At 71.0% G+C, this 24,085-nt stretch carries 16 protein-coding genes; 8 read left to right on the top strand and 8 right to left on the bottom strand.

Annotated elements, in window-relative coordinates; translation table 11 throughout:
* Nucleotides 1–12: 12 nt before the first annotated feature.
* From ACS5Q7_RS11700 to ACS5Q7_RS11715, 4 genes are all read right to left on the bottom strand, one after another.
* Nucleotides 13–2,862, bottom strand: coding sequence for a bifunctional transaldolase/phosoglucose isomerase (locus tag ACS5Q7_RS11700; RefSeq protein ID WP_478339484.1), 2,850 nt, complete (start codon nt 2,860–2,862; stop codon nt 13–15).
* A gap of 246 nt (nt 2,863–3,108) precedes the next feature.
* Nucleotides 3,109–5,184 (bottom strand): transketolase, encoded by a 2,076-nt coding sequence (gene tkt, locus ACS5Q7_RS11705; protein ID WP_478339485.1) that lies wholly within the window; start codon nt 5,182–5,184, stop codon nt 3,109–3,111.
* Between the two features lie 21 nt (nt 5,185–5,205).
* Nucleotides 5,206–7,065, bottom strand: a complete 1,860-nt coding sequence (locus tag ACS5Q7_RS11710) for a glycoside hydrolase family 15 protein (RefSeq protein WP_478339486.1) — start codon at nt 7,063–7,065, stop codon at nt 5,206–5,208.
* 78 nt (nt 7,066–7,143) lie between these two features.
* A complete protein-coding gene (locus tag ACS5Q7_RS11715) occupies nt 7,144–7,767 on the bottom strand; it encodes a hypothetical protein (RefSeq protein WP_478339487.1) in 624 nt (207 codons plus the stop codon).
* Nucleotides 7,768–8,023: 256 nt separating this feature from the next.
* On the opposite strand from ACS5Q7_RS11715, the gene ACS5Q7_RS11720 reads away from it, so the two are divergent.
* From ACS5Q7_RS11720 to cysG, 8 genes are all read left to right on the top strand, one after another.
* Entirely contained in the window at nt 8,024–8,611 is a 588-nt protein-coding gene (locus ACS5Q7_RS11720; RefSeq protein WP_478339488.1) for an ANTAR domain-containing response regulator, read from the top strand.
* A gap of 49 nt (nt 8,612–8,660) precedes the next feature.
* Nucleotides 8,661–9,647 (top strand): CmpA/NrtA family ABC transporter substrate-binding protein, encoded by a 987-nt coding sequence (locus ACS5Q7_RS11725; protein WP_478339489.1) that lies wholly within the window; start codon nt 8,661–8,663, stop codon nt 9,645–9,647.
* A gap of 159 nt (nt 9,648–9,806) precedes the next feature.
* Nucleotides 9,807–9,956, top strand: coding sequence for a hypothetical protein (locus ACS5Q7_RS11730; protein WP_243956807.1), 150 nt, complete (start codon nt 9,807–9,809; stop codon nt 9,954–9,956).
* Between the two features lie 337 nt (nt 9,957–10,293).
* Complete coding sequence (locus ACS5Q7_RS11735; protein ID WP_478339490.1) at nt 10,294–11,562, top strand: NAD(P)/FAD-dependent oxidoreductase; 1,269 nt, start codon at nt 10,294–10,296, stop codon at nt 11,560–11,562.
* Nucleotides 11,563–11,572: 10 nt separating this feature from the next.
* Complete coding sequence (locus ACS5Q7_RS11740; RefSeq protein WP_478339491.1) at nt 11,573–13,363, top strand: NirA family protein; 1,791 nt, start codon at nt 11,573–11,575, stop codon at nt 13,361–13,363.
* Nucleotides 13,360–14,964: a sulfite reductase subunit alpha gene (locus ACS5Q7_RS11745; RefSeq protein WP_478339492.1), complete on the top strand. Its 1,605-nt coding sequence runs from the start codon at nt 13,360–13,362 to the stop codon at nt 14,962–14,964. Before ACS5Q7_RS11740 ends, ACS5Q7_RS11745 begins: the two co-directional genes overlap by 4 nt.
* 207 nt (nt 14,965–15,171) lie before the next feature.
* Entirely contained in the window at nt 15,172–17,832 is a 2,661-nt protein-coding gene (locus ACS5Q7_RS11750) for a nitrate reductase (RefSeq protein ID WP_478339493.1), read from the top strand.
* A gap of 217 nt (nt 17,833–18,049) precedes the next feature.
* Nucleotides 18,050–19,522: a siroheme synthase CysG gene (gene cysG / locus ACS5Q7_RS11755; RefSeq protein ID WP_478339494.1), complete on the top strand. Its 1,473-nt coding sequence runs from the start codon at nt 18,050–18,052 to the stop codon at nt 19,520–19,522.
* Between the two features lie 4 nt (nt 19,523–19,526).
* Here the strand turns inward: cysG and ACS5Q7_RS11760 are convergent, their stop codons facing one another.
* From ACS5Q7_RS11760 to ACS5Q7_RS11775, 4 genes are all read right to left on the bottom strand, one after another.
* Nucleotides 19,527–21,014 carry an MDR family MFS transporter gene (locus ACS5Q7_RS11760; protein ID WP_478339495.1) on the bottom strand — a complete coding sequence of 496 codons (1,488 nt, stop codon included), beginning with the start codon at nt 21,012–21,014 and terminating at the stop codon, nt 19,527–19,529.
* Nucleotides 21,015–21,021: 7 nt separating this feature from the next.
* Nucleotides 21,022–22,290: a phosphoribosylamine--glycine ligase gene (gene purD, locus ACS5Q7_RS11765; protein WP_478339496.1), complete on the bottom strand. Its 1,269-nt coding sequence runs from the start codon at nt 22,288–22,290 to the stop codon at nt 21,022–21,024.
* 96 nt (nt 22,291–22,386) lie between these two features.
* Nucleotides 22,387–22,686, bottom strand: coding sequence for a hypothetical protein (locus ACS5Q7_RS11770; protein ID WP_478339497.1), 300 nt, complete (start codon nt 22,684–22,686; stop codon nt 22,387–22,389).
* 72 nt (nt 22,687–22,758) lie between these two features.
* On the bottom strand, nt 22,759–23,985 hold the full coding sequence (locus tag ACS5Q7_RS11775; protein ID WP_478339498.1) for an oxalate decarboxylase family bicupin: 1,227 nt from the start codon (nt 23,983–23,985) through the stop codon (nt 22,759–22,761).
* Nucleotides 23,986–24,085 lie beyond the last annotated feature (100 nt).

The following is a 24,085-nucleotide window of genomic DNA, read 5'->3' on the forward strand; positions in this document are numbered from 1 at the left end:
TCCCCCCACCCGTCAGGCGACCGCCGCCTTCAGCGCCGCCGCGACCCGCTTCAGCCCGGCCTCCATCTGCCCGGCCTTGAGGTGGACCCGCAGAGCCCGGCGCCCGCGCTCGGCGAGCACGGCGAAGTCGCCCCGCGCCTGGGCCGCGACCACCGTGCCGAAGCCCAGCGACCGGCCGGGGATCGGTAGGTCCTCGGCGGCGTCGGCCGTGATCTGCAGGAACACGCCGCTGTTCGGCCCGCCCTTGTAGGCCTGCCCCGTCGAGTGCAGGAAGCGCGGCCCGAATTCCAGGCAGGTCGCCACCTTGCGCGCGTCCCGCACCGCGAGCCGCGCTTCCTGCAACACGCCGTGGTGCGCTTCGTTGCGCGGCAGGTAGGCGAGGAGAGCGACATAATCGTCGCTCCTCAGCCGGGCGAGATGCCCCTTGACCGCCGCGTCGAGCCCATCGACCGCCTGCGGCAGGGCCTCGGTGTTCTTCGCATCGGCGTAGAGGGCGAGGGTTTCGTCCTCGAAGAGCGGCGTCTCGTCGGGCAGCGCCCCGGTGCGCTCGGCCTCGGCGAAGAGCTTCTTCGTCTCGATCTTGCTCGCCTCGACGTCGGGCTGGTCGAATGGGTTGATCTCCAGCAACGCGCCGGCGACCGCGGTGGCGATCTCCAGCCGGTAGAATTCCTGCGGCAGCTGCTCGACGCCGTCGAGGCCGATCCGGGCGATCGGGTGCCCGTCCTTCTCAAGGGCCGAGAGGGCGGCGTCCTGGGCCGGGTCGGCCTGGGAATCGAGGCGCAGGTACAGGAAGAACCGGTCGTGCCCGTAGACTGCCGGCACGCCCGCCGGCTCGCCGTCCACCGGGATCAGGCCCTTGCCGACCTTGCCGGTCGACTCGGCGATCAACTGCTCGGCCCAGGCGCCGAAGCTCGCGACGCCGGGGGAGGCAATCACCGTCACCTTGTCCCGACCTTTGAGCGCCGCCGCGCCCATGGCAGTGCCAAGCAGCACGCCGGGATTCACGTGCGGCGGCACGGCGGGACCGCAGGAGCGGACCATGATGCGGGCGCGGTCGAGGACGTCCTTGACGTCGAGGCCCATGGCGGCGGCCGGCACGAGGCCGAAGGCCGAGAGCACCGAGTAGCGCCCGCCGATCTGCTTCACGCCATAGAAGATCTTGGCGAAGTTCTGGGCCTTGGCCGCCTTCTCCATGTCGGAGCCGGGATCGGTGACGGCGACGAAATGCTCGCCGACCTTGTCACCGACACTCTGCTTCACGCGGTCGTAGAAGTAATCGCGAAAAACGTTCGGCTCCAGGGTCGAGCCCGACTTCGAGGAGACGATGAACAGCGTCTTGGCGATGTCGATTGCGGCTTCGACGGCGCGCACCTCGTCAGGGTGGGTGGAGTCGAGGATGCGGAGCGCCGGGAAGCCCGGCCGCTGGCCGTAGGTGAGGCTCAGGACCTCCGGACCGAGGCTCGATCCGCCCATGCCGAGCACCACCGCATGGGTGAAGCCCCGCGCCTTCACCCACTCGGCGAAGGCGGCGTAGTCGGAGGCCTTCTCCAGCTCCTCCTCCACGATGTGGAGCCAGCCGAGCCAACTGGCCTCGTCGGCGCCTGTCCAGACCGTGGCGTCGCGGGCCCAGAGGCGGCGGATCGCGCCGCTCGCCCGCCAGGCTTCGACGGCCTTCTTCGCGTCGGCGGCGAGGGCATCGTCGAGCGCCAGCGCCAGCGGGTCGAGGCGGGCGCCGAGCAGGGCCGCGCGCTTGCCGGCCACCGCGCCGAGCAGGTTGTCGGCAGCGTCGATGAAGAGCTGCACGCCCTCCTCGACCAGTTGCTTCGCCACGGCCTCGATGTCGATGCCGGCGCGGGCGAGGCTCGCCATCACCGCCTCGGCGCCGGGCACGTCCTCCTCGATGGTCGGGCGGACCTCGCCGTGGTCGCGGAAGGCGGCCATGGTGGCGGGGGGCATGGTGTTGACGGTGTTCGGGCCGATCAGCTCCTCGACGTAGAGCACGTCGGAATAGGCCTTGTTCTTGGTGCCGGTGGAGGCCCAGAGCAGGCGCTGCGCCTTGGCGCCCTTCTCCGCGAGCGCCTGCCACGTCGGCTCGGCGAAGATGCGCTTGTAGCGCTGGTAGGCGAGCTTGGCGTTCGCGATGGCGACCTTCCCCTTGAGGGAGGTCAGCGCGATCTTCTCGTCCGGGTCGTTCGCCTGCGCGATCTTCTCGTCGAGCATCTTGTCGACCAGCGCGTCGATGCGGCTGATGAAGAAGCTCGCCACGCTCGCGATGCGCGAGACGTCGTGCCCGGCCTTCGCGCGCTCGTCGAGTCCCTCGACGAAGGCGCGGGCCACCGTTTCGTAAGCCTCCTGCGAGAACAGCAGGGTGACGTTGATCGAGATGCCCTCGGCGGTCAGCTGCTTGATCGCCGGGATGCCCTCCGGGGTGGCGGGTACCTTCACCATCAGGTTGTCGCGGGCGACCGCCTTATGGAGGCGGCGGGCCTCGTCCAGCGTCGCCTGCGTGTCGAGGGCGAGGTAGGGCGAGACTTCGAGGCTCACGTAGCCGTCGGCCCCGTCGCTCGCCTCGTAGACCGGGCGCAGCACGTCGGCGGCGGCCTGGATGTCGGCGATGGCGAGGCCTTCGTAGAGGTCGATGACGCGGCTGTCGCCGGTCTCCTGCACCGCCTTGAGGCTGGCATCGTATTCCTCCGAGTGGCCGATGGCCTTCTCGAAGATCGCCGGGTTGGAGGTGACGCCGCGCAGGCCGTCCTCCTCCACGAGCTTCTTGAGTTCACCCTTCTCGATGAAGCCCCGGGCGACGAAGTCGAGCCAGACGGCCTGATCCTGTTGGTCGTGCAGGGCCTTGAGCGCGTTCATGTCCGAGCCTCGTCAATTCATCGCACGTCCCCGCGAGGAGCCGGTGCGAACTTCCGGTGTTCGTTCCCCTCCCTCCCTCGACCTCATCCTGAGGTGCGGCGTCAGCCGCCTCGAAGGAGGGCTCCAGTCATCGCGGAGCCTTCTGGAGCCCTCCTTCGAGGCCCGCCGAGGCGGGCACCTCAGGATGAGGAGAGAGGGTGGGACGTCTGTCCCGACTCTCCCCTCAGGGGGTGAGGGGGGATGTCCTCAATGCTTGTGCTTGGCCACCTGCGCCTTCGCGGCCTCCAGAACCTTCTCGGGGGTAAACCCGAACTTGGTCAGGAGATCCTTCAAGGGCGCCGAGGCGCCGAAGGTGCTCATGCCGATGATCGCGCCCTCGGAGCCGGCATAGCGGTCCCAGCCGATCACGCTGCCCTGCTCCACGGCGACGCGGGCCTTCACCGCCGGCGGCAGCACAGAGTGGCGGTAGGCTTCGTCCTGCCGCTCGAACAGGTCCCACGACGGCATCGACACGACGCGGGCCTTCACGCCCTCGCCCGTCAGGGCATCGTAGGCGCCGAGGCACAGCTGCACCTCCGAGCCGGAGGCCATCAGGATCACCTGCGGCGTGCCCTCGCAATCGGCCAGCACGTAGCCGCCCTTCGCGGTGCCGGAGGCGGCGCCGTACTTCGACCGGTCGAGGGTCGGCAGCGCCTGCCGCGACAGGGCGAGCACGGCGGGCTGGTTCTTCAGGGAGAAGATCACCCGATAGGCTTCCGCCACCTCGTTCGCGTCCGCCGGACGGATGGTCACGAGGCCGGGGATGCAGCGCAGGGAGAGCAACTGCTCCACCGGCTGGTGGGTCGGCCCGTCCTCGCCCACGCCGATGGAGTCGTGGGTGAAGATGTGGAAGATCGGCAGTTCCATCAGCGCGGCGAGCCGGATCGGCGGGCGCATGTAGTCGGCGAAGACGAGGAAGGTCGCGCCGTAGGCCCGAAGCCCGACGAGGCCGAGGCCGTTCACGATGGAGCCCATCGCGTGCTCGCGCACGCCGAAATGGATGTTGCGCCCGCCAGGATTGAGCGGGGTCAGCGAGCCCGCGCCGTCGAAGGTCAGGTTCGACTTGTTCGATGGGGCGAGGTCGGCCGAGCCGCCGAGCAGGAACGGCACGTGCTGGGCGATGGCGTTCAGCACCTTGCCCGACGATTCGCGGGTGGCGACACCCTTGGCGTCCGCCTCGAAGACGGGGATGTCCTTGTCCCAGCCCTCGGGCAGGCGCCCCTCGAGGAACGCGTCGAGCTGTTCCGCGTGGGCGGCGTCGGATTCCTTCGCCTGGGCGAAGAGTTTCTGCCACGCGTCGTAGAGGGCGGCGCCGCGCTTGCCGATGCCATCGCGAAAATTCTCGTGCACGCCGTCGGGCACGAGGAACTGCGAATCCTCCGGCCAGCCATAGGCGCGCTTGGCGCCCTTCACCTCGTCCTCGCCGAGCGCGTCCGAGTGGGCCTTCGAGGTGCCCTGCTTCTTCGGGGCGCCGAAGCCGATCACCGACTTCACGATGATGAGCGTCGGTCGGTCCTGGCTGGAGACGAAGGTGTCCAGGGCCGCCGTGATGGCGTGGAGGTCGTTGGCGTCCGCGACGCGCAGCACCTGCCAGCCATAGGCGAGGAAGCGGGTGGCGACCTCCTCACCGAAGGCGAGTTCGGTGTGGCCCTCGATGGTGACGGTGTTGTCGTCGTAGATCCAGCAGAGGTTCGCCAGCCGCAGGTGGCCGGCGATGGAGGCGGCCTCCGAGGCGACGCCCTCCATCAGGTCGCCGTCCGAGCACATCGCGTAGACGTTGTAGTCGAACAGGTTCAGCCCCGGCCGGTTGAGGTGCCGGCCCATGAACCGGCCTCCCATCGCCATGCCGACGGAGTTCGCGACACCCTGGCCGAGCGGCCCGGTGGTGGTCTCGACGCCGGTGGTGAAGTGGTATTCCGGGTGGCCCGGGGTTCGGCTGTCGATCTGCCGGAAGCGCTTGATCTCGTCGAGGCTCACGGCCGGGGCGTTGCCGCCGTCCTTCTCCGCGACGTTGGCCAGATGCAGCAGCGCGTAGAGCAGCATCGAGGCGTGGCCGCAGGAGAGCACGAACCGGTCGCGGTTCGGCCAGTGCGGATGAGCCGGGTCGTAACGCAGGTAATGGTTCCACAGGGTGTAGGCGACGGGGGCCAGCGCCATCGGCGCGCCGGGATGGCCCGAATTCGCCTTCTGCACGGCGTCGATCGCCAGCGTGCGGATCGTGTCGATGCTGAGCTTGTCGATGGCGGCAAGCTCGGCGCGGGCGGGGGTATCGGCTCCGCTCATGGTATCACGTCGTCCTGTTCTCTAGCGCGACCGCTGGGCCGCCTGGTGGCGGTGGACCGCGGGCGGCGCCCCATCAGCCTTACCGCCCTGTTTCTCGGCGGGCCCCTCGCCATGGGCATAGCTGAGGAGCGTGTTGACGAGGGCCACGTGGGTGAACGCCTGCGGGTAGTTACCCACAAGACGCTTGGCTTGCACGTCGTACTCCTCGCTCACGAGGCCGAGATCGTTACAGATCCCGATCAGGCGGTCGATCAACGCGCGCGCCTCCTCGCGGCGGCCGAGGCCGATGAGGTTGTCGGCATACCAATAGGTGCAGGGCAGGAAGGCTCCCTCGTTGCCCGACAATCCGTCCGTGGACGACCCTTGGGTCTCGTAGCGGAGAATGAATCCGTCGCGCATCAGCCCCTTGCCGATGGCATCGACGGTGCCGACCACGCGGGGATCGTGCTGCGGCAGGAAGCCGGTATGGGCGATGAGCAGCAGGCTCGCATCCAGCGCCTTCGCCCCGTAATATTGCACGAAGCTGTTGAGGTCGCGGTCGAATCCCTTCTCGCAGACCTCCGCGTGGATCTCGTCGCGGATCGCCCGCCAGCGCTCGGCCTGCTCGTGGGTCGCACCCGATTCGTCGAGTTCGTGCATCCGCAGCGCGCGGTCGAAGGCGACCCAGGCCATCACCTTCGAATGGACGAAGTGGCGCGAGCCGCCGCGCACCTCCCAGATGCCCTCGTCGGGCTGGCGCCACGCCTTCTCCAGGTGTCCGAGGAGGGCGAGGCCGACCCGGCGTCCGTCCTCGCTCACCGGCAGGCCGCGGGCGCGGGCCTGATAGAGCGCGTCGAAGAGTTCGCCGTAGACGTCGAGCTGGAATTGCGCGGCCGCCGCGTTGCCGATGCGCACCGGGCGGGAATTCTCGTAGCCCGGGAGCCAGTCGAGCTCGATCTCCGGCAGGAGTCGCTCGCCCGCGATGCCGTAGAGGATATGCGCCTGCTCGGGGTTGCCGGCCACCGCCCGCAGCAACCAGTTCAGCCAGTTGCGCGCCTCCTCGATGTAGCCGCCGTCCATCAGGGCGATGAGCGTCAGGGTCGAATCGCGCAGCCAGCAGAAGCGGTAATCCCAGTTCCGCTCGCCGCCCAAGCCCTCCGGCAGGGAGGCGGTCGGCGCGGCGACGATGCCGCCGGTCGGGTGGTAGATCAGCGCCTTGAGGGTCAGGAGGGAGCGCTGCAGCAGCCCGTCCCAGGGCGTGCCCTTGGCGCAGCGCTTCGACCAGTCGCGCCACACCCGGTCGGTGTCGGCCAGCATCTGGCACGGCTCGATCGGCGGCGGGTCGGGCTCGTGCGAGGCGCCGTAGCTCAGGACGAAGCGGCGCTGCTCGCCGGCATGGATCGTGAACTCGCCCAGGGTCGTCTGCCGGTCGGTGCCGTGCAGGTCGACGTCGGTGCGCAGGACCACCTTGTGCGGCCCCGCGATGGCCCGCAGGTCGCCGAGTTCCGAATGCGAGACCCAGGGCACCGCCGAACCGTAATCGAACCGCACCGCCATCTCGGAGCGCATGGCGACGCGGCCGTGGATGCCCTTGACGAGGCGCACGAGGTGCGGCCCGTCGCCGGTCGGCATGAAATCGGTGACGAGCACCTCGCCCTGGCGGGTCTTGTGGCGCGTCTCGAGGACGAGGCTGCCCTCGCGGTAGGCCCAGCTCGTCTCGACATGCCCGGCCTCCGGGCGGATCTCCCAGAAGCCGTGCTCCCTGGTGCCGAGGAGGGCGGTGAACAGGGCGGCGGCGTCGAAGCGCGGCCAGCACAGCCAGTCGACGCTGCCCGTGCGGCTCACCAGCGCGGCCGTGCGGCCGTCACCGATGAGCGCGTAATCCTCGATGCGTTCGGCCACAGGCCCATCCTCGATCCGCGATTGAGCGCGAACTAGGTTGGTGCGGCGCGGGATCCAGAGGGAGCCGGCGACGGGGCGTCAGAACAGGCGGTCGGCGAGCACCGAGACGGAGCCCTTCACCACGGCCTGTCCGCCGCGCACGAGATCGCCCGCATTGCCGGAGATCCGCTCGACCCGTGCGCCGACCTCGCGGGCGACGGGCACCACCGCCTCGACCACCGTTTCGGCGAACGGAAGGGCCGCCGGCACCAGCGACGGGGAGGCGGGCTCCTCCGAGGCGGTCCGCGCCGGCTGGAACGGGTTGTCCTGCGCCGGACCCTCGCGGGGGCCGCTCTCCTGGCAGCGCTTGCCGCTGCAGGGGCGGCGGAGGGAGGAGGCGACCTTGCGCGCCGGTCGCGGGGCCTGCGCAGCGGCGGACTGGGACGGGGCGGGAAGGGCGGAGGTGACGCTCGGGTCGACCGTCAACGGGAACACCTGCGCGAAGGCGATCATGGCAGGCGCGCGCAGGGGCGGCTCGGCGACGGGCATGGCCGGCGCCGACATGGCGAGGGTCGCCGCGCCGGAGGGCGGGATCATCCGCACGGCGGCGCTCGGCGCCGGGGCCTCTCCCTTGGGGCAAAGCAGGGAAGCCGCCGCCAGGACGACGACGGTCGCCAGCGTCGGCAGGAACGGCATCGTCACGCGACCGCCGGTATCGGCCATGGCCGGCCGGTCCTGAGGCCGGCAGGGGGTCGCCACCGAAGTACGATCAGGCCCGCGCATCCGCTTCTCGACCCTCTCTGACTCTGCGAGGCCACAGAAGGCCGCGACATTGCGGCGGAAGCTGGACCGAAAGGTTGCGTGTGGGTAACCGGGACAGACGCTCCGCCAAGCTTGACCGAAGGCATGTCCCTTGCGTCCGGCGGCATGGCCCCGCATCCGTGGAGCCCGGGTAAACCCCGCCCCAGAACGGGCCGCGATGACCGAATCGAGTCTCACCGTCGCCGTGATCGATCCGAGCCGGGCCCGTGCGGCGATCCTCGAGGAGGGTCTGCGCGCCGCCGGCATCGGCCGCATCGTCGTCCTGCCCGATACGGCCGACCTTCAGGAGCGGGTCAGCGCCCTGAAGCCCGACGTGGTGGTGATCCATCTGGAGAGCCCGAGCCGGGACATCCTGGAACAGATGTCGGGCGTGTCGCGCCATGCCGGGCGGCCCGTGGCGATGTTCGTGGACCGCTCCGACACCACGATGATGGAGGCCGCCGTCGATGCGGGCATCTCGGCCTACGTGGTCGACGGCCTGCGCCCGGAGCGGATCAAGTCGATCATCGACATCGCGATCCTGCGCTTCAACGCCTTCGCCCGGCTGCAGCGGGAACTCTCCGAGGCGCGGGGCGAGCTCGCCGACCGCAAGCTCATCGAGCGGGCGAAGGGCATCCTGATGAACCTCAAGGGCCTCTCGGAAGACGAGGCCTACCGGCAACTCCGGCGCAAGGCGATGAACGAGAAGCGCAAGATCGCGGACATCGCCCGCGCCATCGTCACCACGGCGGACCTCCTGGGATGAACGTGATCGTGGCAGGCGCGGCCGGGGCAGGCCGCCGGGGAGCGCCGTGATGAGGCTCCAGATCGGCTACGTCCCCCTGTGCGACGCGGCGCCCGTGATCCTGGCGCAGGACCTCGGCTTCGCGCGGGAGGAGGGGCTGGACCTCGACCTCTCGGCCGAGCCCTCCTGGGCGACCCTGCGCGACCGTCTGGCGCTCGGCCATCTCGACGGTGCGCACATGCTCGCCCCGCTGGCGATCGCGAGCGCGCTCGGCCTGTCGGGACCGCCCTCGGACCTGACCATCGGCCTGCCGCTGAGCCTCAACGGCAATGCCATTACCCTGTCGAACGCCCTGAGCGAGGCCATCGCCGGAGAGGACGTCGGGGACGATTGGCGCGGCCTCGCCCGCGCCTTCGCCCGCGTCGCGGCGGAACGGCGGCGGGAGGGCAGGCCGGTGACCCTCGGCACCGTGCATCCCTTCTCCTGCCACGCCTATCAGGTCCGACTCTTCGCTCAGGCGGGCGGGCTCGATCCGGCGGCGATCCGCACCGTGGTCGTGCCGCCGCAGCACGGCGTCGAGGCCCTGTCCCGGGGCCTCGTGGACGGGTTCTGCGCGGGCGCCCCCTGGAACGGGGTCGCCATGGCGGCGGGCGTCGGGCGGGTCGTCGCGCTGGGCGCCGAGATCGCGCCGGACGCGCCGGAGAAGGTGCTGGCCGTCTCGCGCCGCATCGGGGAGGCCGGGGCGCCGCTGGTGCGGGCGGTCGCGCGGGCAGGCCAATGGTGCGCCGACCCCGATCACCGGGACGAACTCGTCCATCGGCTCGGGCGGCGGGCCACCCGCGACCGGGAACTCGGCCTCGTCGCCCGTGCCTTCGAGCGGAAGGAGTCGGACGAAGCCGGCCGGAACCTCGGCCACCTGCGGCTCGGCGACGCAGCGCAGGCGCGGGCGCCGGAGCGGATCGCGTGGCTGATGCGAGAGATGCGGGCCGCCGGCCAGCTCGACGCGGACCCCGCACAAGAGGCGGCGGCGCGGGCGCTCTACCGGGACGATCTGTGAGGCCGGACGTCACCCCGCGCCGGGCGGCGGTCTGGCGCCTTGGCCATGCACGCCGCGCACGGAACAGCCTGCGGTTTGCACCGTTGACGACTTACCATGCCCGGTTGCCGCAAATTCGACGCAGCGTCGCTCCCGCCAACGCCTCCCCAACGGGTGGAGTTGCAGCGTTACGTCCGCACCGGACGTCGCGCGCCCCGCGCCGCCAACGACAACCGCCGCCTCAGCGCACCGAGCGGCTGGTACTGGGCCATCGTCGTCGGCGCGATGCCCACCGTCGGCCTGCTCGTCGCGCTCTCGACGCTCCTCTGACCATCGTTCTCCGGTCGGCGTCCCGCTGATCGTTCGGCAGTCAGCCGCCTGCTTTTTGTGCAGTGCGAAGCGCCTGCTTCGTCCCGTCCCGCTTGAAGCCTGACCGGACCCGCCGAGAGCGGACGGGGCCCTTCGCGCGACGATCCCGGCATGTGGCACGGGTCCTGCAACTCACCTCGCGTCCGTCAACGGCGACGGGCAGCGCCGTCAGCGAGGCCGCTGATCCGGTTCTCCTGGGGCTCCCGACCGGCTGCCCTGGGCGATGATCCGGCAGCGGCTTTTTCGTGGGCGGTCCGCCGACGATCCCTGGATTCGAGGTTCGAGACGCGACCGAACGATGCCGATTGACCATAGGGATTCCGCACTGCCGGGCTCGCGGGCGACGGACGGACAGGGGCGCAAGCGCCTCGTCGTCGTCGGCAACGGCATGGCCTCGCTCCGCTTCCTGGAGCGCCTGACCGAGGGCTGCCCCGGTCTCTACGACGTGGCCTGCGTGGGCGCCGAGCCCCAGGCCGCCTACAACCGCGTGCTCCTGTCCTCGCTGCTCGGCGGCGAGATCGACGAGGCCGCCACCGCCTTCCGCGGACTCGATTGGTACGAGAGCCACGGCATCCGCCTCATCACCGGCGCCCCCGTCACCGCCATCGACCGGGAGACCAACCGGGCGATCGTCGGCGACGCCCATGTCCTGCCCTTCGATACGCTGGTGCTGGCGGTCGGCTCCCTGCCGATCCGCCTGCCGAAGCCCGGCATGGATCTGCCCGGCGTCATCACCTTCCGCGACCTCTCCGACGTGGCGGCGATCCGCAAGGCCGCCGTGGAACATGCCAAGGCCATCGTGATCGGGGGCGGGCTGCTCGGGCTGGAGGCCGCCGCCGGTCTCGCCAAGCGCGGCATCGACACGACGCTGCTCCACGTCATGGACCGGCTGATGGAGCGCCAGCTCGACCACGAGGCCGCCGGCCTCGTCCGCCGGGCCATGGAGGAGCGCAGCGTCCGCGTGATCCTCGGCGCCGACACCGCCGCCGTCGAGGGCGACGGCAGGGTCGAGCGCCTGCGGCTGGCGGACGGCACAATCCTGCCCGCCGACCTCGTGGTGATGTCGGTCGGCGTGCGCCCCTCCCTGGCGCTGGCGCAGAGCGCGGGGCTCGCGACGAACCGGGGCATCCTCGTCGATGACCGGATGGCGACCTCCGACCCGCGCATCTTCGCGCTGGGCGAATGCGCCGAGCACCGGGGCCTCGTCTACGGCCTCGTGGAGCCCTCCTACGAGCAGGCCGACACCCTGGCCCGCCACCTCTCCGGGCAACCTGCCGCCTACGAGGGCACGCACCTCGCCACCAGCCTCAAGATCTCGGGGCTCCCGGTCTTCTCGGCCGGGCTCGTGGACACTCCGGCCGATGCCGAGGCCGTCACCCTCTTCGATCCCGGCGCCGGCCTCTACCGCAAGCTGCTGCTGCGGGAGGGTCGGCTCGTCGGCGCGGTCTTCGTCGGCGACATCGCCGAGCAGGCCTCCTGCAAGGCGCTGATCCGCTCCGGCGAGCCGGTCGGCGACGTGGACGATCTCATGTTCGGGCGCCCGGCGCCCCAATCCCTTGCGGCGTAAGGAGACCGGCATGACGGACGCATTCAACGCCGAGCAGAAGCGCTACCTCGAAGGGTTCGCGGCCGGCATCGGCGCGGCGCGGGTGACCGGCGGCCTCGCGACGGGGCAGGGGGCTGGCGCCCCGGCACCCGAGCCCACCGGCCCGGACGCGATCCACCTGAAGGCGCAGGACGCCACGGTGAAGGCCGGCGGCAAGCTGTGCGAGCAGGAGAAGTGGAAGCGGGCCGAGAGCCCCTTCGACGGCCACAACCGGCTGAAGGCCGAGGCCGCGCAGGGCAAGGCCCCGAAGCCGGAAGACAATTTCCGCTGGCGCTACCACGGGATGTTCTGGGTCGCGCCCAATCAGGTGAGCTACATGTGCCGCCTGCGCATCCCCAACGGGGTGCTGCACCATTGGCAATTCGCGGGCGTCGCCGACCTCGCCGACGCCCATGGCGGCGGCTACGTCCATGTGACGACCCGCGCGAACCTGCAGGTCCGCGAGATCACGCCGGAGCACGCCCAGCCCTTCCTCGACGGGCTCGCCGATATCGGCCTCGGCGCGCAGGGGGCGGGGGCGGACAACATCCGCAACGTCACCGGCTCGCCCACCGCCGGCATCGACGCGCAGGAGATCCTGGACACAAGGCCGCTCGCCAAGTCCTGGAACAACTGGATCATCAACGACCGCTCGCTCTACGGCCTGCCGCGCAAGTTCAACGTCGCCTTCGACGGCGGCGGCGTCATGGCGGTGCTGGAGGAGACGAACGATGTCGGCTTCCAGGCCGTCGAGGTGCTGGAGGGCGCCTCGGTCGCGCCGGGCATCTGGATGCGCCTCGTGCTGGGCGGCATCTCCGGCCACAAGGACCTCGCCCGCGATACCGGCGTGGTGCTCAAGCCGGAGGAGTGCAATCAGGTCGCCGACGCGATCATTCGCGTCTTCATCGAGAACGGCGACCGGACCAACCGCAACAAGGCGCGGATGAAGTACGTCCTCGACGCCTGGGGCTTCGACAAGTACCTCGCCGCCGTCGAGGAGAAGCTCGGGCGCAAGCTGGAGCGGGTCGATCCCGCCCACATCGCCCCCCGCACGCCCACGAACCGCTACGCGCATGTCGGCGTGCACAAGCAGCGGCAGGAGGGCCTGAACTGGGTCGGCGTCGTGCTCCCCGTCGGCAAGATGCTGAGCGACGAGGTGCGGGCGCTCGCCAAGATCGCCCAGGAGTGCGGCGACGGGCAGATCCGCCTCACCGTCTGGCAGAACTTCGTCTTCTCCGGCGTGCCGGATGCGAAGCTCGCCGAGGTGGAGGAGCGCGTCGCGGCGCTCGGCCTGTCGATCAAGGCCGAGGGCATCCGGGCGGGCCTCGTCGCCTGCACCGGGGCGCGGGGCTGCAAGTTCGCCGCCTCGGACACCAAGGGCCACGCCATGCTCATCGCCGAGCATGTCGAGCGCACGGTGAAGGAGCTGGACGTGCCGGTGAATGTCCATCTCACCGGCTGCCACCATAGCTGCGCCCAGCACTACATCGGCGACATTGGCCTGATCGGCGCCAAGGTCGTCGTCTCGGAGGAGGGCGACACCGTCGAGGGCTACGACATCGTGGTCGGCGGCGGCTTCGCCGAGACCCCGAAGATCGGCACCGAGATCTGGAAGGCCGTGAAGGCCGAGGAGGCGCCGCTGCGCGTCGAGGCGCTGCTGCGCACCTACCTCGACGGCCGCCAGGGCCCGGACGAGACCTTCCAGCAATTCACCGCCCGCACCGGACCGGAGGCCCTGCGCGACGCCGCCGAATCCGTTCCCGCCCTGAGGGAAGCCGCATGACCCAGCATGTCTCGCCCCCGCTCGTCCTGATCCCCGAGACCGCCCCGTTCGACCCCGACCAGCGGGCATGGCTCTCGGGCTATTTCGCCGCCCTGCTCGGCCCGGCCGTCGAGGGGGCGACCGCGCTCGCCCCCGGCGAGGCGCCGGCCTCCGGCCCCAAGCTCGCCGACAACGACGACGCGCCCTGGCACGACCCGTCGATGCCGCTGCCCGACCGCATGAACCTCGCCAAGGAGCGGCCCGAGCCCCAGAAGCTGATGGCCGCGATGGCGCAGCAGGATTGCGGCCAGTGCGGCTACAATTGCGCGGACTATGCCAACGCGATCTTCCTGAAGAACGAGGCGCGACTGAACCTCTGCCAGCCCGGCGGCAAGGAGACGTTGCGGATGCTCAAGAAGCTGGACGAGGAGTTCGGCGCGGCCGGCGGCTCCGCACCGGCTTCCGCCAACGCGCCCGCCGCCGAGGCGAAGGCGCCGGAGATCGGCCCCCTCGGGCTCTGCCGCGAGAACCCGGTCGAGGCCCTGTTCCTCTCCCGCCGCCGCCTCAACGATCCGGGGGGCGAGAAGGAGACGTGGCACATCGAGATCGGCCTCGACGGCACGCCGATCCAGTACGAGGTCGGCGATTCCCTCGGGCTGTTTCCGGCCAACGCCCCGGCGCTGGTCGATGCGGTGATCGCCGAACTCGGCGCCCGGCCGGAGCGGATGATCGGCGAGCGGACCCTGCGGGACCACCTGCTCATCAACTATGCGCTCGGCGCCGCGCCGGACAACCTCTACCAGTTGCTCTCGCTCCTCACCTCCGGCGAGGCGCGCAAGAAGGCGCAGGCGCTCGCTTCCGGCGAGGACCCGGACGGCGACGCCGCCTATCTCGACGTGCTCGGCGCCCTGCACAAGTTCCGGGGCGCGCGGCCCGACGCGGAGGTCTTCCTCGAGGCGCTCGACGAGTTGCAGCCCCGGCTCTACTCGATCTCGTCCTCGCCGAAGATGGATGCCGGCCGGGTGTCGCTGACCGTCGATGCGGTGCGCTACAACCACCGCTCCCGGCTGCGGCTCGGCGTGGCCTCGACCCATCTCGGCGAGCGCCTGCCGGAGCAGACCAAGGTCAAGATCTACCTCCAGAAGGCCCACGGCTTCGGCCTGCCGGCGGACCTGTCGAAGGACGTGATCATGTGCGGCCCCGGCACCGGGATCGCGCCGTTCCGGGCCTTCCTGCGCGAGCGCGCGGCCACGCAGGCCCCCGGCCGGAACTGGCTGTTCTACGGCCACCAGCGGCAGGCGTCGGACTTCTTCTACAAGGACGAATTGACCAAGCTGAAGGACGAAAAGGTGCTGACCCGCCTGTCGCTCGCGTGGTCCCGCGACGGGTCGGAGAAGACCTACGTCCAGGACCGGATGCGCGAGAACGGCGCCGACCTGTGGAAGTGGCTCGAAGGCGGGGCGCATTTCTACGTCTGCGGCGATGCCAAGCGCATGGCCAAGGACGTGGAGCGCGCGATCATCGACGTCGCCGCCACCCACGGCGGCAAGAGCCCCGAGGACGCGGTGGCCTATCTCGGCGCGCTGAAGAAGGCCGGACGGTATCAGGCGGACGTGTACTGAGCCGCCGCCCGTCCCATCCTTCCCCCTCATCCTGAGGTGCGGCAAAGCCGCCTCGAAGGAGGGCTCCAGAAGTCTCCGCGATCCCTGGAGCCCTCCTTCGAGGCCCGCTGGCGCGGGCGCCTCAGGATGAGGGGGGAGGATGGGAAGCGCACGGGCCCGGCCCGCCTCTTGCCTCATCCGACGAGACCGACACCCGAGGAACCCGCCATGACCGCTGAGGTCCGCACCACCTGCCCGTATTGCGGCGTCGGCTGCGGCGTCCTGGCGACGCCGGACGGGCAGGGGGGCGCGGCCATCGCGGGCGACCCGGAGCATCCGGCCAATCTCGGCCGGCTCTGCTCCAAGGGCTCGGCGCTGGGGGAAACACTGTCGCTGGAGAACCGGCTGCTCCACCCGCATCTCAACGGGGCGCGGGTCTCCTGGGACGCCGCGCTCGGCACCGTCGCGTCGGAGATGGCGCGGATCGCCGAGGCCCACGGGCCGGAGGCCATCGCCTTTTACCTCTCCGGCCAGTTGCTCACCGAGGATTACTACGTCGCCAACAAGCTCGCGAAGGGCTTCGTCGGCACGCCGCATGTCGAGACCAATTCGCGCCTGTGCATGTCGAGCGCGGTGGCGGCCCACCGCCGGGCCTTCGGCTCGGACACGGTGCCCGGCTGCTACGAGGACCTCGACGAGGCCGACCTCATCGTGCTGGTCGGCTCGAACACCGCGTGGTGCCACCCCGTCCTCTTCCGCCGCATGGCCGAGGCTAAGGCCAAGCGCGGCACGAAGTTCGTGGTGATCGACCCCCGCCGCACCCAGACGGCGCAGGAATCCGACCTGTTCCTCGGCCTGCAGCCGGGCAGCGACGTGGCGCTGTTCTCCGGCCTCCTCGTCCACCTCGCCGACAACGGCTTCAGCGACCGCGCCTTCGTGGACGAGCACACGGCGGGCCTCGACGGCGCCCTCGACCGCGCCCGCCAAATCGCCCCCGACCTCGCCGCAATCGCCGCCGCAACGGGCCTCGCGGAGGCCGACATCACCGCCTTCTACGATCTCTTCGCCCGGACGCGGCGGGTCGTCACCGCCTTCTCCATGGGCGTGAACCAGTCGGTGCAGGGCACCGACAAGGGCAACGCGATCATCAATTGCCACCTCGTCACCGGCCGGATCGGCGGGGTGGGGCAGGGACCGTTCTCCCTCACCGGCCAGCCGAACGCCATGGGCGGGCGCGAGGTCGGCGGCCTGTCGAACATGCTCGCCGCGCACATGCATTTCGCGCCCGAGGAGGTCGACCGGGTGCGCCGCTACTGGGCCGCGCCGCGCATCGTCACCGGCGAGGGCATGAAGGCGGTCGCCCTGTTCGAGGCGGTGCGCAGCGGCAAGATCAAGGCCCTGTGGGTGATGGGCACGAACCCGTTCGTGTCGATGCCCCGGGCGAACCATGTTCGCGCGGCGATGGAAGGCCTCGACCTCCTGATCGTCTCCGACATCATGGCCGACGCCGACACGGCCAAGGCCAGGGCCCGCACCACGGTGCTGCTGCCGGCGCAGGGCTGGGGCGAGAAGGACGGCACCGTCACGAATTCCGAGCGGCGGATCTCGCGCCAGCGCCGCTTCCTGCCGAGCCCCGGCGAGGCGCGGCCGGATTGGGCGGTGCTGGCGGAGGTCGGGCGGCGGCTCGGGCACGGCAAGGCCTTCGCCTTCGAGAGCGCCGCCGCCGTGTTCCGCGAGCATGCCGGCCTCTCGGCCTTCGAGAACAACGGCACCCGCGACTTCGACATCGGTGCGCTCACCGACATCGCGGATCCGGCCTACGCCGCGGCCCCCCCGGTGCAATGGCCCCTGCCTCGGAAGGGTGGGCGGCAGGGCAAGCCGCGCTTCTTCGCGGACGGGCGGTTCTACACCTTCGACCGCCGCGCCCGCTTCGTGGCGGTGCAGCCCCCGGGCCTCGCCGAGGCGGCGGGCGGCGAGCACCCCTTCGTGCTCAACACCGGCCGGGTGCGCGACCACTGGCACACCATGACCCGGACGGGGAAAAGCCAGCGCCTCTCGGCCCACCGGGCGGTGCCCTTCGTGGAGATCCACCCGGACGACGCACAAAGGTTCGGACTGACCGAGGGCGGGATCGCCCGCGTCGCCACCGCGCACGGCCACGCCGAGCTTGAGGTGACGGTCACGGATGCGGTGTCGCCGGGCCAGTTGTTCATGCCGATGCACTGGAACGCCGCCTACGCCTCGGCGGCGCGGGTCGGGGCGCTGGTGCGAGGCGTGCCGGACCCGGTTTCCGGCCAGCCGGAACTGAAGGCGACGCCCGCCGCCATCGCGGCCGTGTCCTACCGGGCGCGGGGCTTCGTGCTCTCGCGCGAGGCGGTGCCGATGCCCGAGGGCTGGTGGTGGGCGAAGGCCGCGATCCCCGGCGGATGGGGCGTGCAATTCGCGACCCAGGACGGTTCCCGCGAGGTGGCGCTCGCCCTGCGCGGGCTGGTCCAGGGAGCCGGCTATCAGGTGGCCGAATATGCCGACCACGCGCGCGGGCGCTACCGCTGCGCCGTCTATGACGGGGCGCGGCTCGTCGCGAGCATCGCGGTGGGACCCTATGAGACGCGGCCCGACTGGGAGGCGGCCAAGGCCCTCTTCGCCGGGACGGAGCCAGAGGTGGCCGAGCGCCGGGCGCTGCTCTCGGGCCGGGCGGCCACGGAAGGCGCGGGTCCGGTGGTCTGCGCCTGCCACGGGGTCGGCCTCGACGTCATCGCCGCCACGATCCGCGCAGGGGCGGGCAGCGTGGAGGCGGTGGGCGCCGCCTGCAAGGCCGGGACGAATTGCGGCTCGTGCATCCCAGAGATCCGCAAGCTGCTGACCGTCGAGACCCCAAAAGCGGCGTGATTGGTGGTAGACTGCCGAATGATCCCTCCCCCCTCTGCGGGGGAGGGTGGCCCCCGGAGGGGGTCGGGAGAGGGGAGCGCCGTAGCCGGAAGGGGCGACGCGCTCGTTTCACCCTAAACCGTCGCGCTGCCCCTCTCCCGACCCCCTCCGGGGGCCACCCTCTCCCGCAGAGGGGAGAGGGAGGGTCGGTGCCTGTACGATCCGAGTTGAAGCGACCATGGCCGACCCGACCACCCCCCGCCCCACCCGTGCCCCCCGCGAGACCCGGTCCGCCGGGCTCGAACCGCTGGCGGTGCTGCCGGTCTTCGTGCCGCTACGCGGCAAGCGCGTGGTGCTGGCGGGCTCCTCCGGGGGGGCGCCGTGGAAGGTGAAGGTGCTGGCCGCCGCCGGCGCCCATGTCGACGTCTACGCCCCCGAGCCCTCGGACGAGTTGCGCGGCGTGCCCGCCGAGATCGTCGACGGCACCGTCACCCTGCACGAGCGCCATTGGACCGCCGACGACCTCTGGGGCGCGGCCTTCTGCGTCGGCGCCATGGAGGACGAGGTGGACGCGGTGGCCTTCGTCGCCGCCGCCCGCGCCACGGGCGCCATCGTCAACGCCGTCGACCGCCCGCATCTCTGCGACGTGAAGTTCGGCGCCATCGTCAACCGCTCGCCGCTGGTGGTGGGCATCTCGACGGAGGGCGCCGCCCCGGTCTTCGGGCAGACCGTGCGCGCCCGGATCGAGGCGATGCTGCCGCGCGGATTCAGTCGCTGGATGGCCGCCGCGCGGGACTGGCGGGAGCAGGTCACGGGCCGCTTCCCCGGCTTCGCCGACCGGCGCTTCTTCTGGGAGCGCTTCACCGAGCGCGCCTTCGCCGAGCCCGACCGCACGCCGGAGGCCGACGATCTCGCCGAACTCCTCGGGGAGACCGAGGCCGCGCCGAAGGGCGGGGCCGTGACCCTCGTCGGCGCCGGGCCGGGCGATGCCGAACTGCTGACGCTGAAGGCACTGCGGGCGCTGCGCAACGCCGACGTGATCCTCTACGACGACCTCGTCGCCCCGGCGATCCTCGACTACGCGCGGCGCGAGGCGCGGACCATGCTCGTCGGCAAGACCGGGCACGGCCCCTCCTGCCGCCAGGACGACATCAACGCGCTGATGGTGCAGCTCGCGAAATCGGGCAAGCAGGTGGTGCGGCTGAAATCGGGCGATCCGCTGGTCTTCGGCCGGGCGGGCGAGGAGATCGAGGCCTGCCGGCAGGCCGGCATCCCCGTCACGGTGGTGCCCGGCGTCTCGGCGGCGCAGGGGGCTGCCGCCTCGCTCGGCCTGTCCCTCACCCATCGCGACGCGGCGCGGCGGCTGCAATACGTCACCGGCCACGACCGCAAGGGCGGCCTGCCGGAGGATCTGAACTGGAGCGCGCTGGGCGATTCCAGCGTCACCACCGTGGTCTACATGCCCAAGCGCACCCTCGGCGCCCTGCTCGCCCGCGCGGTGGAGGAGGGGCTGGCCCCCGGGACGCCCGCGCTCCTCGTCTTCAACGCCACGCGGCCGAACCAGGCGGTGGTGCGCGGCACCGCCGCCGATCTCGCGGACAGGGTGGAGGCGGCCGGTCTCGAAGGCCCCGCCCTGCTCATGGTCGGGCGGGCGCTCGCCGAGGCCGAGGAGGGCCGGGTGGCCGCCGGGGACGAACGGCTCGCGGTGTAGGCGGCTACTCCGCCGCCGCCTCGCGCGCCGCCTGCCTCGGCCGCTCCCCGAGGGGGCGTTCCTCCAGCAGCGCGAGGAAGACGAAGGCGAGGATCAGGCACAGGCAGGCCGCCAGGAAGACGTGGCGGAACGTGGCCGCCAGCAGCGCCGGGTCGGCGCCGCGCAGCAGGCTTTCCACGTCGGCGGTCGCGCCGCCCGCCGCCGCGCCGAGCACGATGGTGCCGAACACCGCCACGATCAGCGCGCCGCCGAGCGAGCGGAAGAAGTTCATGGCCGCCGTCGCGATGCCGAGCTGGTGCGGCGCCACCGCGTTCTGGATGGTGATGGTCGAGAGCGGCAGGATCGTCCCGAGACCGATCGAGAGGAAGGCCAGGGCCACCTCCATCAGCCAGAACGGCAGGCCGGCGCCGTAGAGGGCGAGGGTCAGGCAGGCGGCGAAGCTGACGCCCATCATTACCAGGGGCACGCGCTTGTAGTGCCGGAAATACAGCATGGACCGGCCCGACAGGGTCGCGCCCGTCACCGTGCCGACCATGAGCGGCACCAGGGCGAGGCCCGATTGGCTGGCGCTGAGGCCGACCACGCCTTCGAGGAAGATCGGCACGTAGATCGTCAGCCCGATGAAGGTGCCCATGGCGAAGCAGGCGGCCAGCGTCGCGCAGGCGACGACCCGGTCGGCCAGCACCGCCGCCGGGATCAGCGGCTCGGCCGCCGTCGCGAGGCGGTAGACGAACCCCCCGCTGAAGACGAACGAGGCCGCGAGCAGGCCAAGCACGAGGGGCGAGGTCCACGGCTCGTGGACGCCGCCCCGGCTGAGGGCGAGGAGCAGGGCGGTGGAGCCCAGCACGAGGAGCACCGCGCCGGGATAATCGAGCCGGTGGCTGCGCTCGTTGCGCGGCAGCAGCTTCAGCTTGTCGTTGGTGAGCCAGAAGGCCAGGAAGCCGATGGGCAGGTTGATCCAGAAGATCAGCGACCAATGGAAATGCTGGGCCAGCACGCCGCCGAGGAGCGGCCCGGCCACCGAGGCGGCGGCGAAGACACCCGCGATGTAGACCTGATACCCGGCCCGCTCGCGCGGGGTCATGATGTCGGCGAGGATCGTCTGCGACAGGGCGATCAGCCCGCCCCCGCCGATCCCCTGGAGGGCGCGGGCCAGTGCCAGGGCGATCATCGTCGGGGCGAGGGCGCAGGCCAGCGAGCCGAGGCTGAACACCACGATGGCGATGAGCAGCATCACCCGCCGCCCGTGGATGTCGCTGAGCTTGCCGTAGAGGGGCGTCACCGCCGTCGAGGCGAGGAGATAGGCCGTGACGATCCAGGGCAGGTTGACGGCATCGCCGAGGTCGAGGCCGATGGTCGGCATCGCGGTCGCGACGATGGTCTGGTCGAGGGCGGCGAGCAGCATCGCCGCCATCAGGCCGGCGACGATCGCCCGGATTTCGTGCCGTGCGAGTCTGCCGGCCGCGTTCGTCCCCGTCGTCTGGCCCGCCATCTGATCCTTACGAGGCTTCCCTGGAGACGGCGCGATAGCCGATGTCCCGGCGGCAGAAGCCCTCCGGCCAGTCGATCCGCGCGACGGCGGCGTAGGCCCGGGCCTGGGCCTCGGTGACGCTGTCGCCCAACGCCGTCACGGCCAGAACGCGCCCGCCATCGGCGAGGATCCGGTCGCCCTCGGCGCGGGTGCCCGCCTGGAAGACATGGACGCCCTCGCCCTCGGCGGCCTCGATGCCCCGGATCACCGAGCCGCGCACCACCGCGCCGGGATAGCCGGCGGCCGCCATCACCACGGTGAGGGCGGTGTGGCTCGGATCGGATTCCAGCGTCACGCCGGTCAGGTCGCCGTCGCAGGCCGAGAGCAGGGCGGGCACGAGGTCGGAGGCGAGGCGCGGCATCAGCACCTGCGCCTCGGGGTCGCCGAAGCGGGTGTTGTACTCGATGAGCTTCGGGCCGTCCTCGGTGAGCATCAGCCCGGCATAGAGGATGCCCGTGAAGGGGCAGCCCTTGGCGCGCATCCCGGCGAGCGTCGGATTGATGATCTCGGTCATCACCCGCGCCTCGATGGCGGGCGTCACCACCGTCGCCGGGGCGTAGGCGCCCATGCCGCCGGTATTGGGGCCGCGATCGCCGTCGAAGACGCGCTTGTGGTCCTGCGCGGTGCCGATCGGGATGGCGCGGGTGCCGTCGCACAGGGCGAAGAAGCTCGCCTCCTCGCCGAACAGGCATTCCTCCACCACCACCTCGGCGCCGGGCTCGGCGAAGAGGGCATTCAGCGCGTCCTCGGCCTGCTCGACGCTCTCGGCCACGGTGACGCCCTTGCCGGCGGCGAGGCCGTCCGCCTTCACCACGATGGGCGCGCCGCGCTCGCGGACATAGGCGAGGGCCGGGTCGAGGGCGGTGAAGCGCGCGAAGGCGGCGGTGGGGATGCCGTATTCGGCGCAGAGGTCCTTGGTGAAGCCCTTCGAGCCTTCGAGCCGCGCGGCGTCGCGGGTCGGGCCGAAGGCGCGGATGCCGGCCTCTTTCAGGTCGTCCACGAGGCCGGCCACGAGGGGCGCCTCCGGGCCGATCACCACGAGGCCGATCCGTTCGGCATGGCAGAAGGCGGCCACCGCCGCATGGTCGGCGACCTTGAGGTCCGGCAGGTTGGTGCCGTGGCGGGCCGTGCCGGGATTGCCGGGGGCGGTGAAGAGCTGGGCGCAGAGGGGGCTCTGCGAGAGGCGCCATGCGAGCGCATGCTCGCGGCCGCCGGAACCGATCAGGAGGATTTTCATGTGCGAGCCATCATCGCACCCGGTTCTGAACCGATCGCGCCGGCGAGGGAAGGGAAAATCGCGACTTGTCCCGTCCCGCGCCGGACAGGCCCGGCCTCAGCAGCCGGTGCAGATGCTGGTGTTGAGGCCGTGCCGTGCCTTGAACGATCCATGGCCCCGCCGAACGAGCGGGTAGCCGCCGGTGAACGGGGCGGGCGGCGCGAACTGGACGTTGCGCTGTGCCTGTATGCTGGCGATGCTGGACTCCGCGCTGCTCCGAAGGTTCAGGGTGCGGAACTGGCTCTGCAGGGCGAAGGACTCGTTGGCGGCGTTGGGGTTCGATTGCTGGACCTGCGCGAGGGCCGGTCCGGCCATGAGGCCGAGACAGGCGGCGCCGAGGATGAGGCGGAGGCGCATGGGAGTCTCCCGTGAAGACCGTGCGTTCATGCAGGGACGACGCCGCCGCGTCGCCCCCGGTTCCGGGGCGCGTCAACCGGGCACGACCGGGTGCTTCTGCGTGGGCAGGCCATCGATCTGCGCCCGGTCCATCTTCGTGTGCGCCTGAACCAAGGCGTGCGGGGTGAGCGCCATCCACTGGGTGAGCGAGACGTCAGCGTAGCGCGGGCTCTTGAACATTTCCAGGAAGGTCAGCGTCTCGCTGCCGGTGTTCTCGATGTAGTGGCCCATGGCGAACGGGACATAGCCGACATCGCCCGCCTGATAATCGAAGGTGCGCGCCTTCGATTCCGAGCCGAACACCGTCATGCGGCCCTTGCCCGACAGGTAGTACTGCCACTCGTCGCCGTTCGGGTGCCAGTGCAGTTCGCGCATCCCGCCCGGCTCGATCTCGACCAGCGCCGCCGCGATGGTGGCCGAGGCGGGGAAGTTCGACGTATCGGTGATGCGCACCGTGCCACCCTTGGTGCGGATCGGCTCCTGCGCCAGCATCCGGTGGCTGAACGACTTCGGGATCGGCCCCGCGCCGCCGAGCTTGTCGTCGGCCAAGGGGCCGGGCTTCGGGCCGGGGAAGATGTAAAGCTCTTTCTCAGGAATCCCGTCGAACGCATTCTCCGGCAAACCGAAATTCTTTGCGAGGATGTCGCGCGGGGTATGCGCCAGCCAGTCGGTGATGAGGAAGGTCGAATCCTCCGAGAAGCCGCCATCGTCGAAGACGAGCAGGAACTCGCACCCGTCCTCCGGCCCGTCCAGGCCCTGGATCGAGTGGGGAATGCCGGAGGGGAAGTACCAGAGGTCGCCTTCGCCCACGTCGTCGGCGAAGGTGCGCCCGTCCTGGTCGATGGCGGTGATCCGGGCGCGGCCCTTGATCATGTAGGCCCACTCGGCCTCCTTGTGCCAGTGCATCTCCCGCACGGCATTGGCCTTGAGGCGCATGTTGACGCCCGCCATCGCCTTCGAGACCGGCAATTCGCGGATCGTCGTCTGGCGCGCCCAGCCGCCGTTCTCCAGCCGCATGTGGCTGTCGGCGAAGGACCATTTCAGGTTCGGCATGGTGCCGTGGTCCGTGGCGGGCGGGGCGACCGTGTAGGGGTCCTCGGCCTCCCGTGGCCCATTCTTCGGCCCGAGGATGTTCGCGCCCTTGCCCCCGCGCTCCGGCACGGGCGTTGCGGGGGAGGGCGCCTGCGCGCCGGCCGGGCCGGCGGCCAGGGCGGTTCCGGCCGCGGCGGCGATGAGGCCGCGTCGGGACAGGTTGGTCATGGAATATCCGTCATTGTTCTGCGGGAGGCCCCGGAAACGGCCGAGCGCCCGGCCTGGTTCGGCGCCGGGGAAATTCGTCGCGGACACCGCGTGGAAACAC

Source organism: Methylobacterium sp. Gmos3 (assembly GCF_056430985.1).